Source organism: Caulobacter sp. GW821-FHT11A05 (genome assembly GCF_058809015.1).
Map to the genome: position 1 here is coordinate 596,413 of NZ_JBXASF010000001.1, position 12,610 is coordinate 609,022.

Sequence of the window (12,610 nt, forward strand, 5' to 3'; positions counted from 1 at the left end):
CCCCAGGTTACGCCGCGGGCAAGCTCAGGTAGGCGGTCAGGCCCTCGCCCTTGGCCGAGACGATGGTCAACCGGCCGCCCATGGCGCCGCTCAGCGCCTCGACGATCGGCAGGCCCAGGCCGGCGCCGTTGGTGCGGCGGGTCAGGGCGCACTGGCCCTGTTCGAAGGGCTTGAGCAGGCGCGGGATGTCGGCCGGATCGACGCCGGGACCCTGGTCAGCGATGACGATGTCGATCATGCTGCCGCGCTCTGTCGCCGCAACGCTGACCACGCCGCCGGGCGGCGACCAGGTCACCGCGTTCTGCAGCAGATTGAACAGCATGGTGCGCAGGCCCCGGCCGTCGGCCATCACCGACGGCAGGGCGGTGTCGTCGCCGATGTCGATACTGACGCCGGTCTCGCGCAGGTCGGCGGCCAGCTGTTCGAGGGTGTCCTCCAGGGCGTGGTCCAGCGGCTCCGGCGCCAGATCCATGTCGGCGGCATGGCCCTCCAGCCGGGCGATCTCCAGCACCTGGTTGACGAGGGCGAGCAGCTTGTGGCCGCTGGCCCGGATGTGTTCGGCGTATTCCTTGTACTGCGGCGAGCCGAGCGGCCCGTAGAGTTCGCAGGACAGGATCTCGGAAAAGCCGATCACCGCGTTGAGCGGCGTGCGCAGCTCATGGCTGACCATGCGCAGGAAGGACTTCTTCTGTTCGTCCATCGCCGCCCGGCGCTCGGCCATGGTGGCCGGCGGTTCGAAGGGGACGACAGTCTGGCGCGCCGCGCGGGTCATTCTGGCCTTTCGCGCCGCGCTTCTGTGCGGCTTTCCACCGTTGTGCCAGCCGGCGCTTACGAATCCGTTTCTTTGGGGACCGGTTGCGCGCAGGGCGCGCTACCTGTCCCCGATTTGCGGAGGAGGCGGATGACGGATCGGCTTCAGGCGCCTGGATCGCGGATGTCTTCAGCCACCGGCGCTGATCGGGGACAGGTAGCGCGCAAGGCGCGCAACCGGTCCCCTGCCTTGTCCACAGACGCTCCCCGCTTGATCCGTCGCCCGCCGATTGTGCGCGCTTCTGCTGAGGGGCCCGGGCGGCTAATGTCTTAACGACCACCAGTGGGGCAGGGACGCCAAGTTTAGGCCGTTGACCGACGATCGGACCGATCAAGCCGCCGACGCCGTGACCGAGGCGCGCAAGCCTGCGCGCCCCGATCCCCTCCTGCTGCTCAGTCTTTCGGCCGTGGCCGGGGTGCTCGGGGCCCTGCTGTCGGGTGGGGTCGGCGGGCCGCTGGGGGTGCTGTGCCTCAGCCCCCTGGCCATCGCCCTGGTCATGGGTCCGGAACGGGGCAAGGACCGGATGACCGCCGCCGGGGCGCTGCTGTCGATCGCCGCCGCCGCCGCCGCCGCCATCGGCCAGCTGCTCGGCATCGCCCTGCAGCCGCCCAGCCCGCCGGTGGCCATGGCGCTGGGCCTGCTCGGAATGGCGGTCATCGTCCTGACCCTCGGTTCGGGCCTGTTGCTGTCGCGCCGCCGGCGCCGCGAGGCCGAGGACCGCCAGGACGGCGAGGCCCAGCGGCTGATCGGCCTCTTGTCAGGCCAGCCGCATCTGCTGGTCGCCCTTTATCCGCACGGCCAGGTCCGCGCCCTCTACGGCCGGGCGCCCGAGGGCATCGACACCGACGCCCTGGTGCGCAACGGTCTGCCGGCCCTGGCCGCCCAGCGTGAGCCGGTCGCCGCCGCCCTGAAGGCCGCCGCCACCGAGGGCAAGGCCGAGGTCGCCTTCGCGCCGCTGAGCGCCCAGGACCGCTGGGTCGCCGTCTCCTTCCGCCGGGCCGAGGACGACATGATTCTGGCCCTGGTGCGCGACGCCACCACCGACCACGCCCGCCAGGCCGCCCTGGAGCAGGCCAAGACCGACGCCGAGACGCTGGCCAGCGGCAAGTCACGGTTTCTGGCCAACATGAGCCACGAGCTGCGCACGCCGCTCAACGCCATCATGGGCTTTTCCGACATCATGCACTCGCGGCTGTTCGGGCCGATGCCGGACAAGTACGGCGAGTACAGCGGCCTGATCCACGAGGCGGGCAGCCATCTGCTGGACCTGATCAACGACGTGCTGGACATGTCGAAGATCGAGGCCGACCGGTTCGAGCTGTCACGCGAGCCGTTCGACGCGCGGGAGGCGGTGAGCGCCGCCCTGCGGCTCATGCGGTTGCAGGCCGACGGGGCCGGGGTGCAGCTGCGCGGCATGCTGCCGACCCAGCCGCTGGAGATCGACGCCGACCGCCGGGCGCTGAAGCAGATCGTGCTGAACCTGGTCTCCAACGCCCTGAAGTTTACCCCCAAGGGCGGGGCGATCACCGTGACGGCGCATGGCTTCGAGGGCGTGTTCGAACTGGTGGTGGCCGACACTGGCGTCGGGATTTCGACCGAGGACCTGGAACGGCTGGGCCGACCCTACGAACAGGCCGGCGACAGCGACCGGCGGGCGCTCGGCACGGGTCTGGGCCTGTCGCTGGTGCGCTCGTTCGCCGAGCTGCATGGCGGCGAGATGGGCATCGAGAGCACGGTCGGGCAGGGGACCACGGTGACCATCCGCCTGCCGGTGCTGCTGCCGCCGGTGCAGCCGGCCGAGCCGGCGGGGGACAATGTGGTGGCGTTCAACCCGGTGCGGTGAGGGCTAGCGGGCGCCCGCCGCCAGGAAGGCCCGTCCGGCCGCGAAGTCACCGACCTCGACATGCGCCTGACGCACGCTGTCGCCGCGCGGTCCCGCGAACACGAACTCCACGATCACCGCCTCGCGCGGGTCCAGCCCCGCCAGCGCGGCCTGGGCCGTCGGGGAGAAGCGGAAGCTCCAGCCGCCCTTGGCGTCGGCCGGCAGCAGCATCGGGCCGGTGGGGCCGCGGGCTTCGGCGGTGAACACCCGCGAGGCCGAGCGGGGCGAGGTGCGGGCCGCCAGGGTCAGCTTGCCGCCCTTGCCGCGCGAACGGACGTCCAGGTAGGGGCCGCTGGTGCGGGTGACGTCGCGGATCACCAGTCGGGCCGAATAGGGCGTGGCGTTGTCGGCGAAGACGGCGACGGCGGTCAGTTGCGGCGGGCCGTACTGGCCGGCCAGGCCGAAGCGCAGGCGGTCCCAGCCGAAGGCGCTGGTCTGCGAGAGCTTCCAGCGCTCGCCGGCCTTCGAGGCCGAGCGGTCGGCGCTCCAGCCGGCGACCTCGCCGGGGTAGTCCATGCGGGCCAGCTTGGAATAGCCGGCGAAGGCCGCGCGCACCCGGCCGGCGGCGGCGGCGATGTCGGCGGAGCGGCAGTCGGCGGCGCGGGCCTTGCGCCAGGCGCGGCCCTCGGTCTGGCCAAGGGTCTGCGGCGGCGCGCCGGCGCGCAGGGCGGCGCCCCGGGCCTGCAGACGGGACGCGTCGAGGGCGGCCGACACCTGCGGCGTGAAGAGGTTGCAGCGTTGCCCCGCCGCGCTCATCACGGTTCGTTCGTACAGCAGGTCCAGGGCGCCCCCGGCCGCATGAGCATGCTTGCTGGTCGCCACCAGGGCGACACAGACCAGACCCACCGTCCACCAGGCGGCCCGACCCTTCAGCTGCTCGCGCAGGCTCGTCATCGGTCCGCATTTCTCTATTCTTGTCGGATCACACTATGGGGCTGGCCTTGCCATCCGGTTAGCGGCCCGCCGAAATGTAGAAAGTCCGAGCTTGCTGCTTTCCACCGACATCTGGGTCGGAGCCCTGATCCGCCGCGCCGAACTGGGCGGGGCCTTCGCCGTGGTGGCCCGCAAGGGCGACGGCCGGGCGGGCTCGGTGCTGGTCAAGGCGGTCAACCGCGGCGAAGGCGGCGCGCGGCTGTTCAGCGAGGCGACGCGAGGCGACGGCCAGCGCATCTGGATGCAGCCGGTGGCCAGCACGGTGGAGGCCGACCTCGACGCCTACATCGCCCGCACGGCGCGGATCGACCCCGACATCTGGGTGGTCGAGATCGAGGATCGCGAGGGCCGGCACTTCCTGACCGAGACGGTGGAAACAGGCTGAGCGGCGGCCCGCTTCGCCGGACAAGGCTGCGACCGATTTTCCGTTAACCCCGTTCCTTGACGGTCCTGAAAGCCGTCCAGGTGCAAACATGGTTGCCCCCAGAATGAGTGCGCCATGCTTTTCCTGCTTAACGACGTGGTCCTGAACCTGGCCCCGACGGAGATGGCTCCGCCGGTCGCCTCGCAGCGGTTTCGGGCGCTGAGCCTGGGCTTCGTCGAGAAGCTCGGCCGCGAGCTGTTCGCCGAGGAGCCGCTGCTGCACCGCTTCCACCCCGAGCGGGCGCGGCGGCTGGCCAGCCTGATCCTGCTCAAGCAGCCGGAGATCAACGCCGCCCTGTTCATCGCTCCGGCCCGGGGCTGTGACGAGAAGCTGGTGGCCTCCCGCTACGCCCAGATCAGCTTCGAGGTCATGGGCCTGCTCTACGATCGCCAGCAGCACGGCAATCTGACCACGGTCGAGGCCGACCGGCAGGTCTGGCGGCGGTTGGCCGCCTGATTTTCTGGACGCCGGCCCGGTCGGCGCGCTAGCGTCCGGAGGCTTTGAGTACCGGGGGGTCTTCCATGTTTTCGCGTGTCGCCACGGCGCTGGTCGCCGTCGTCCTGCTGGCCCTGGCGGCCAGTCCGGCCGAGGCCCGTTGGCTGCGGGCCGAGAGCAAGAAGTTCATTGTCTACAGCGATGGCGACGAGGGTCTGCTGCGCCAGTTCGTCAGCAACCTGGAGGACTACGACACCATCCTGCGCGACCAGCTGCTGGTGCCGCAGGATACCGATACGGCCCGCAAGCTGGAAATCTACCTGGTTGGCCGGCGCGAGGACCTGAAGATCGTCCGTCCCGGGATCGGCTCCAGCATCGCCGGCTTCTATTCAGCCAGCATGGACGACATCTTCTTCATCGCCGACCGGCCCGAGCGCGGCGACACCGATTCGGACGACGTCATCTATCACGAGTACGCCCACCACGTGATGCACCACTACATGCGGGCCGCCTACCCGGGCTGGTATGTGGAAGGCTTCGCCGAGTACTTCGGCCCCATCGAGATGCGCGACACCTCCTTCATCGTCGGCGGCGTCAACCAGGGCCGGGCGCACCAGCTGCTCAATGAAAAGTGGATCCCGATGGGCGACCTGCTGAGCCGGCGCCCCTTCGAGTTCAAGACCGGCGGCGAGGTCTCCGCCTACTACGCCCAGGCCTGGCTCTTGACCCACTACATGAAGGCCGACCCCCAGCGGGCGCAGCAGCTGGGCCGCTACTTCGCGGCCCTGCGGCCGGACAAGAGCGTCGTCGAAACCTGGACCGAAGTCACGGGCGACAGCATGGAGGCGCTCACCGCGAAGCTGAAGGCCTACACCCGCACCAGCCTTCCCGCCGTCGGCTTCAAACGCCGGGAGAAGCGCAAGAACGCCCCCTCGACGGTCACCACCCTGCCGCCGTCGGCCGACGATTTCATGCTGCTGCGCCTGCGCATGAACGGCGGGGTCGACGATGACGAGAAGGCCGGCGTCCTTGAGCTGGCCCGCACCAAGGCCGCCAAGTATCCCGGCGACCACATGGCCGAGGCGACGCTGGCCCGCGCTGAGCTCGAGTATGGCGACTTCGCCAAGGGTCGCGCCCTGATCGACGGCCTGCTGGCCAGGAACGCCGCCGATCCGGAGGCCCTGCGGATCATCGGCACGGTCCTGGTCGAGAAGGGCCAGGAAGACGTCGCCAACGAGGAGAAGCTGTTGAAGGAGGCGCGAAAGTACCTGGCCCGCGCCTACCAGGCCGACAACGACGACTATCGCACCATGTACTATTTCACCCGCACCCAGCAGCTGCAGCCGGACTATCCCAACCAAAACACCATTGATGTCCTGATGGAGGCCCAGACGCGGGCCCCGCAGGTAGCTGAGATCCGGCTGACCCTGGCGCAGGCCTTCATGCGCCACAAACGGTGGGACGAAGCGGTCGCCCTGCTGACGCCCCTGGCCAACGATCCGCACGGACGCGGCGGCGCGGAGTCAGCCCAGGACATGCTGCGGCGGATCAAGGCCAACCGTTGACCTTGAGCGTGCGCGAGGCGTGACAACTGGCCCCCGCGCCGCTACTTCCCCCGGCATGTCCAATACCCCTGCCGCCGAGGCCGCGCGCCGGCGCACCTTCGCCATCATCAGCCACCCTGACGCCGGCAAGACCACCCTGACCGAGAACCTGCTGCTGGCCGGCGGGGCGATCCGGGCGGCCGGCGCCGTGCGGGCCCGCGGCGAGAACCGCCGCACCCGGTCCGACTGGATGAAGATCGAGCGCGAGCGCGGCATCTCCGTCTCGGCCAGCGTCATGACCTTCGACCACGCCGGGCTGATGTTCAACCTGCTGGACACCCCCGGCCACGAGGACTTCTCGGAAGACACCTACCGCACCCTGACCGCAGCCGACGCCGCCGTCATGGTGCTGGACGCCGCCAAGGGTATCGAGCCGCAGACCCTGAAACTGTTCGAGGTCTGCCGCCTGCGCGACATCCCGATCGTCACCTTCATCAACAAGATGGACCGCGAGGCGCAGGACCCGTTCGAACTGCTCGACGAGATCGCCAGCAAGCTGCAGCTCGACCCGGCCCCGCTCTACTGGCCGGCCGGTTCGGGCGGACGGTTCAAGGGCATGATCGACCTGCGGGCCCAGAAGTTCATCCCCTACAACCGCAACCGCGAAGAGGGTCACGATCCCGCCGTACCGATGGGCGGCAATGCGGTGGACTCCTATCTCGATCCCGCCGAACGGGAAGAGGCCGAGGAGGGGGCCATGCTGGTGCAGGAGGCCTCCAAGCCCTTCGATCCCCAGGCCTTCCTGGAAGGCCATATGACCCCGGTGATCTTCGGCTCGGCCCTGCGCCACTTCGGGGTCGACGAACTGCTGGCAACGCTGGGCGCCTTCGCCCCGCCGCCCAAGGCGGTGAAGGCCGAGAAGGCCGGTGTCGAAACGGCCGTCGTCCCGGGCGATGCGGAGGTGTCGGGCTTCGTCTTCAAGGTCCAGGCCAACATGGACCCCAACCATCGCGACCGCATCGCCTTCTTCCGCCTGACCTCGGGCAAGTTCCTGCGCGGCATGAAGCTGAAATCGCAAGGCACCGGCAAGCAGATGAGCGTCAACGCGCCCATCATGTTCTTCGCCTCCGACCGCGAGCTGGCCGAGGAGGCCTTCGCCGGCGACGTCATCGGCATTCCCAACCATGGGGTGCTGCGGGTGGGCGACAGCCTGTCGGAGACGGGAACCCTGCGCTTCGCCGGCCTGCCCAACTTCGCCCCGGAAATCCTGCGCCGGGTGCGGGTGCGCGATCCCCTGAAGGCCAAGCACCTGAAGAAGGCGCTGGAGGGTCTGGCCGAGGAGGGGGTGACCCAGCTGTTCCGCCCCGAGCTCGGCTCCGACTTCGTTGTCGGCGCCGTCGGCCAGCTGCAGTTCGAGGTCATGGCCGACCGGCTGGCCAACGAATACGCCCTGGACGTCATCTTCGAGGCCTCGCCCTACGCCGAGGCCCGCTGGCTGGGCGGCACGGCGGCCGACATCGAGGACTTCCGCTCCAAGCACCGAACGGCCATGGCCAGCGACATCGACAACAGCCCGGTATTCCTGGCCAAGTCGGCCTGGGAGATCAACTACGTCGCCGAACGCTACCCGAAAGTCAGCTTCCAGCGCACGCGCGAACGGGGTTGAACAGGCCGACCCTATGTCGGGTAGTGGCTTGACGACGTCCGTCTCGAACCGATTTCATGAGCGTCGGGAGGGCAGGGCATGATCATCATCGCCATGGGGTTGATGCTTGCGGGTGGGGACGGGCCGCCGCCCTATCCGAAGGCGTTGCAGTGCGCCGGCCTGACCATGGCCTGGTCCGACCTTGAAGCCGAGAACCGGTCGGCCGGCGCTCGGCTGGCCCGCAGTGACGCGGAGTTCTGGGCTTTCGCGGCCATGGACGCCGCCCGGCGCGACGGTGGGGTGAAGCCGCCGCAGGTCGAGGCGGCGATGGAGCGGGCGACGCAGGGCGCCCGGGTCCGCTTCCAGGCCGGCGACGAGAACGCCGCCCGCGACCTGCTCGATTGCCAGATGCTGATCCCCGAACAGGGGCGTGGCATCGACCCGATCGTCGAGCCGCCGAAGCCGGACGGCCGCTAGCCTTTCAAGGCGTTGTCGGCCAGGGCCCAGCGATGGGAGTCCGGTCCGAGCGGCAGACGGAAAGGGCGGGGGTCGTCGCGGCCGTTGCCGAGGTGGCGTTCGAAGGCGGCGATGATGGCGCCGGCCAGGCCGTCGATATGGCGTCCGGTCTTGCGATGGGCGGCTTCGATGAACTCGATGACCTGCTTGCGGTGGCAGACGCCCCGGAAGTAGCGCAACGCCTCGATGATCTCCGCTGTCAGCGGTTCGAGCACCGTCACCGTGGCTTCTTCGTCAGGCCGCACCAGCTTTATCGCCATCACCGACCCCGTCGTCGTGGTGGAAATAGGGTTCGCGTCAGGCGGGAACCCGGCGCGGCGGCACCATGACCCAGATTGAGGGGCATGGCGAATCGAAAACGGAACCGCGCCATGGGGCCTCGACCTGGGGCCTTCAGTTCGTTACGACGCACGCCTCCCATGCGTCCTCCCATCCTCGCCCTCAAAGACGTCCGCCTCGTGGACGGCGCCACCACCCTGTTCGACGGGGTCGACCTGGCGTTGGAGCCGGGGGTCAAGGCCTGCCTGGTCGGACGCAATGGGGCGGGCAAGTCGACCCTGATGCGGCTGATGATGGCCGAGATCCAGTCGGACGCCGGCGAGCGGGTGGTCAGCCCCGGCGCCCGCATCAGCGTGGTGCCGCAGGAACCGAGGATCACCGGCGATACCCTGCTCGACTACGCCACGGCCGGCGGGGCGCTGAGCTACCAGGCCGAGGCGACGCTGACCGAGCTGGGCCTCGACCCGGCCAAGAGCACGGCCGGCCTGTCGGGCGGCGAGATCCGCCGCGCCGCGCTTGCCCGCGCCTTCGCCGAAGAGCCCGACGTGCTGATGCTCGACGAGCCGACCAACCACCTGGACATCCTGGCCATCGAGACCCTCGAGGGCATGCTCAAGGCCAGCCGCGGCGCCGCCCTGATCGTCAGCCACGACCGCGCCTTCCTGGAGCGCACCACCACCCGCTGCTTCTGGTTGGAGAGCCGCCGGGTGCGCCGCCTCGACAAGGGCTTCGCCGCCTTCGACGACTGGTCGGAAAAGCAGCTGGAGGCCGAGGCCGACGAATTCCGCCGCCTCAACGTCGCCCTGGCCAAGGAAGAGCACTGGTTGCAGCGCGGCGTCACCGGCCGCCGGGCCCGCAACGAGGGCCGCCGCCGCCGGCTGATGGCCATGCGCGAGCAGAAGTCGACGGTGCTGCGCGAGGCGCGCGGCAGCCTGAACATGGAGATGGCCGTCGGGTCCGCCTCCGGCAAACGGGTGGCAGAGGCCAAGAACCTGTCGAAGGCGTTCGGCGACAAGGTGCTGGTCAAGGGCTTCTCGACCCGCATCCAGCGCGGCGACCGGGTGGCCATCGTCGGCCCGAACGGGGCCGGCAAGACCACCCTGGTCAAGCTGCTGCTCGGCCAGATCGCGCCGGACGCCGGCTCGGTGCAGCTGGGGACCAACCTGGAGATCGCCTACATCGACCAGGCGCGGGCCGACCTCGACGCCAATGCCACCCTGTGGGAGGCCCTGACCCCCGGCGGCGGCGACCAGGTGATGGTCGGGACCATGCCGCGCCACGTCGCCGGCTACGCCAAGGACTTCCTGTTCCGCGACAACCAGCTGCGCCAGCCGGTCTCGACCCTGTCGGGCGGCGAGCGGGCCCGGCTGTTGCTGGCCCGCGCCCTGGCGACGCCGGCCAACCTGCTGGTGCTCGACGAGCCGACCAACGACCTGGACATGGAGACCCTCGACCTCTTGGAAGACCTGCTGGTCGCCTATGAGGGCACCCTGATCCTGGTCAGCCACGACCGCGACTTCATCGACCGGCTGGCCGGCTCGACCATCGGCCTGAACGGCCGAGGCGAGGTGGTCGAGACGCCGGGCGGCTGGGGCGACTTCATCGGCCAGAACCCGGGCTTCTTCACCAGTGGCGTCCAGGTGCTGCGCAGCCAGCAAAAGTCGGCTGCCACGGTGGCGGCGCCGGCCCGCGCCAAGGCCAAGCTGACCTACAAGGACCAGCGCCGGCTGGAGGAACTGGAAGGCCTGGTCGCCAGCCTGCCGCAGGAGATCCGCAAGCTGGAAGCGGTGCTGGCCGACGCCGGCCTCTACGCCCGCGACCCGGCCGCCTTCGACCGCACCATGAAGGCCATGGACGCGGCGCGATCCAAGCTCCATGCGGCCGAGGAAGAGTGGCTGGCCCTGGAAGAAAAGCGCGAGAGCCTGGCCGGCTGAAAACCGGTGGATAACCCCGGGCCCTTACGCGGCAAGGGCCCCTGAGCGCCGATACCCGCTTGTCCACAGCCTGTCCCCAGATCGTCCGACCTCGGCGCACATAGACGCCGTTCGCGGCTGTTGCGGCCGCCCGGGAGTGGTGACACCCTCCACTTGTCGAGAGGAACTGCGGCGCGGGCGAGACGGGAAACCGGAAGGCCAAGCGAGCGGAATGGCTCCAGACCTAAGGACCGAGGGGAGACCCACGGAAACCGGTCAGGGGTCGGTCAGTCTAAGACCGGAGCAATCCGGACCCCACACTGGCCACCACCACTCGGCTACCAGAACCCTTCGGGGAACTGGGTGAGAGGGTGAGGCCGCCGGGCAACCGGATGCCTCGCCCTCTTGCTCGTTCTGGCCCTGGTTTTCTCTCCCTTCCCCTTGGCGTGGAACGCCGCCCGCCCTAGGCTTGCGGCCGATTTGAGGGAGGGTGGAATGACGTCTCGTCGCCTGGTTCTGGCCGGAGGGCTGTCGGCTCTCGCTGCAGCCTGCTCGAAGGCGCCCGAAACCCCGCCCGGCAAGACCCGCATCCGCTTCGCCACCGACTGGAAGGCCCAGGCCGAGCACGGCGGCTTCTACCACGCCCTGGCCAGCGGCGAGTACGCCCGGCGCGGCCTGGCCGTCGAGATCAAGCAGGGCGGCCCGGGCGTCAACGTGCCCCAGCTGCTGGCCGCCGAGGCCATCGAGCTGGGCATGGGCTCGAACAGCTTCATCGCCCTCAACCTGGTCAAGGAGAAGGTGCCGGTGAAGGCCGTCGCCGCCTTCATGCAGAAGGATCCCCAGGTGCTGCTGGCCCACCCGGACCAAGGCATCAAGGGCATCGCCGACATGAAGGGCCGGCCGATTCTGCTGTCGGCGGCCTCGAAGGAGGCCTTCTGGGTCTGGCTGCGGGCCAAGTACGGCTTCACCGACGACCAGGTGCGGGCCTACAACTACAGCGCCGCCCCATTCCTGGCCGACAAGCGGGCCATCCAGCAGGGCTATCTGTCCAGCGAGCCCTACACAATCGAGAAGGAGGCCGGGATGAAGCCGGCCGTCTTCCTGCTGGCCGACGAGGGCTACCCCGGCTACGCGACCATGGTGCTGGCGCCCAACAAGCTGATCATGCGCAACCCGGACGCGGTGAAGGCCTTCATCGAGGCCAGCGCCGCCGGCTGGAAGGCCTATCTGGCCGGGGACGCGGCCGCCGCCGACGCCCTGATCCTCAAGGACAATCCGGAGATGACGCCGGAGCTGCTGGCCCACGCCCGGGACGTCATGAACCAGTACGGCATCGTCGACAGCGGCGACGCCAAGACCGGCGGCATCGGGGCGATGACCGACGCCCGCTGGGCCGAGTTCTTCAAGGTGACGTCTGAGCAGGGCGTCTACCCCAAGGACATGGACTACCGGCAGGCCTACACCTTGGATTTCGTGAAGCCCTCGAAGGCCTGAGGTGATCGCCGACCTCAAAGCGGTCGAGGTCGAGTACGCCCGGGGGCTGGCGCTGGGGCCGGTGGATCTGACTCTGGAGGCCGGGGAGGTGGTCGCCCTGGTCGGGCCATCGGGCTGCGGCAAGTCGACGGCCATGCGCCTGCTGGCCGGGCTGGAGCCGCCGACGCGTGGCGTGGTGACGCGGGCGACCGGGCGAGGGGAGACCTCGCTGGTCTTCCAGGCCCCGACCCTGGCGCCCTGGCTGACCGCCGCCGGCAATGTCGCCCTGCCGCTGGAACTGGCCGGCATGCCGCGCAACGAGGCCCGGGCCCTGGCCGCCGACTGGATCGCCAAGGTCGACCTGGCCGGCTGCGAGGACACCCGGCCGGCCCAGCTGTCCGGCGGCATGGCCATGCGGGTGTCCCTGGCCCGGGCGCTGGCCACCAGGCCCAGGCTGCTGCTGCTCGACGAGCCGTTCGCGGCGCTGGATGAGATCACCCGGCGCCGCCTGGCCGATGACGTTCTGGCCCTGTGGGCCGAGTTCAAGCCGGCCATCCTGTTCGTCACCCACAATGTCGAGGAGGCCGTCTACATGGCCAGCCGCGTGGTGGTGATGACCCCCGGCCCCGGCCGCATCGCCGGCCAACTTGCTATCGAGGGCGCGATGCCGCGCCCCGAGGGGTTCCGCACAACCGCTGGCTTCCGCCAGGCGGCGGAGACCGTCTCGCGGCTGCTGGCCGAGGGCGGCCGATGAA

At 69.7% G+C, this 12,610-nt stretch carries 12 protein-coding genes; 9 read left to right on the plus strand and 3 right to left on the minus strand.

Annotation, left to right across the window (positions count from 1 at the left end; all coding sequences use genetic code 11):
• Positions 1-7 precede the first annotated feature (7 nt).
• Positions 8-772: a sensor histidine kinase gene (locus AC1RSK_RS02655; protein ID WP_492905266.1), complete on the minus strand. Its 765-nt coding sequence runs from the start codon at positions 770-772 to the stop codon at positions 8-10.
• A 349-nt stretch (positions 773-1,121) separates the two neighbouring features.
• Between AC1RSK_RS02655 and AC1RSK_RS02660 the strand changes: the two genes are divergently transcribed.
• The gene (locus tag AC1RSK_RS02660) at positions 1,122-2,654 is read left to right on the plus strand and encodes a sensor histidine kinase (protein WP_492905268.1); all 1,533 of its coding nucleotides are present in this window, start codon (positions 1,122-1,124) and stop codon (positions 2,652-2,654) included.
• A 3-nt stretch (positions 2,655-2,657) separates the two neighbouring features.
• Here AC1RSK_RS02660 and AC1RSK_RS02665 read toward each other — a convergent pair whose 3' ends face one another.
• Complete coding sequence (locus AC1RSK_RS02665; RefSeq protein ID WP_492905270.1) at positions 2,658-3,587, minus strand: hypothetical protein; 930 nt, start codon at positions 3,585-3,587, stop codon at positions 2,658-2,660.
• A 91-nt stretch (positions 3,588-3,678) separates the two neighbouring features.
• On the opposite strand from AC1RSK_RS02665, the gene AC1RSK_RS02670 reads away from it, so the two are divergent.
• The 5 genes from AC1RSK_RS02670 to AC1RSK_RS02690 all read left to right on the plus strand — a co-directional run bounded on the left by AC1RSK_RS02670 (position 3,679) and on the right by AC1RSK_RS02690 (position 8,151).
• Positions 3,679-4,011, plus strand: coding sequence for a DUF1491 family protein (locus AC1RSK_RS02670; RefSeq protein WP_492905272.1), 333 nt, complete (start codon positions 3,679-3,681; stop codon positions 4,009-4,011).
• Positions 4,012-4,125: 114 nt separating this feature from the next.
• Positions 4,126-4,506 (plus strand): hypothetical protein, encoded by a 381-nt coding sequence (locus tag AC1RSK_RS02675; protein ID WP_492905273.1) that lies wholly within the window; start codon positions 4,126-4,128, stop codon positions 4,504-4,506.
• 65 nt (positions 4,507-4,571) lie between these two features.
• Positions 4,572-6,050: a DUF1570 domain-containing protein gene (locus AC1RSK_RS02680; RefSeq protein ID WP_492905275.1), complete on the plus strand. Its 1,479-nt coding sequence runs from the start codon at positions 4,572-4,574 to the stop codon at positions 6,048-6,050.
• Positions 6,051-6,105: 55 nt separating this feature from the next.
• Complete coding sequence (locus AC1RSK_RS02685) at positions 6,106-7,695, plus strand: peptide chain release factor 3 (protein WP_492905277.1); 1,590 nt, start codon at positions 6,106-6,108, stop codon at positions 7,693-7,695.
• Between the two features lie 78 nt (positions 7,696-7,773).
• Entirely contained in the window at positions 7,774-8,151 is a 378-nt protein-coding gene (locus tag AC1RSK_RS02690) for a hypothetical protein (protein WP_492905279.1), read from the plus strand.
• Here the strand turns inward: AC1RSK_RS02690 and AC1RSK_RS02695 are convergent.
• Positions 8,148-8,450, minus strand: coding sequence for a hypothetical protein (locus AC1RSK_RS02695; protein WP_492905281.1), 303 nt, complete (start codon positions 8,448-8,450; stop codon positions 8,148-8,150). The genes AC1RSK_RS02690 and AC1RSK_RS02695 overlap by 4 nt on opposite strands.
• 111 nt (positions 8,451-8,561) lie before the next feature.
• On the opposite strand from AC1RSK_RS02695, the gene AC1RSK_RS02700 reads away from it, so the two are divergent.
• From AC1RSK_RS02700 to AC1RSK_RS02710, 3 genes are all read left to right on the plus strand, one after another.
• A complete protein-coding gene (locus AC1RSK_RS02700; RefSeq protein ID WP_492905282.1) occupies positions 8,562-10,403 on the plus strand; it encodes an ABC-F family ATP-binding cassette domain-containing protein in 1,842 nt (613 codons plus the stop codon).
• A gap of 474 nt (positions 10,404-10,877) precedes the next feature.
• Positions 10,878-11,876: an ABC transporter substrate-binding protein gene (locus tag AC1RSK_RS02705; protein ID WP_492905284.1), complete on the plus strand. Its 999-nt coding sequence runs from the start codon at positions 10,878-10,880 to the stop codon at positions 11,874-11,876.
• Between the two features lies 1 nt (position 11,877).
• The gene (locus tag AC1RSK_RS02710; RefSeq protein WP_492905286.1) at positions 11,878-12,609 is read left to right on the plus strand and encodes an ABC transporter ATP-binding protein; all 732 of its coding nucleotides are present in this window, start codon (positions 11,878-11,880) and stop codon (positions 12,607-12,609) included.
• The last annotated feature ends 1 nt before the right edge of the window (position 12,610 follow it).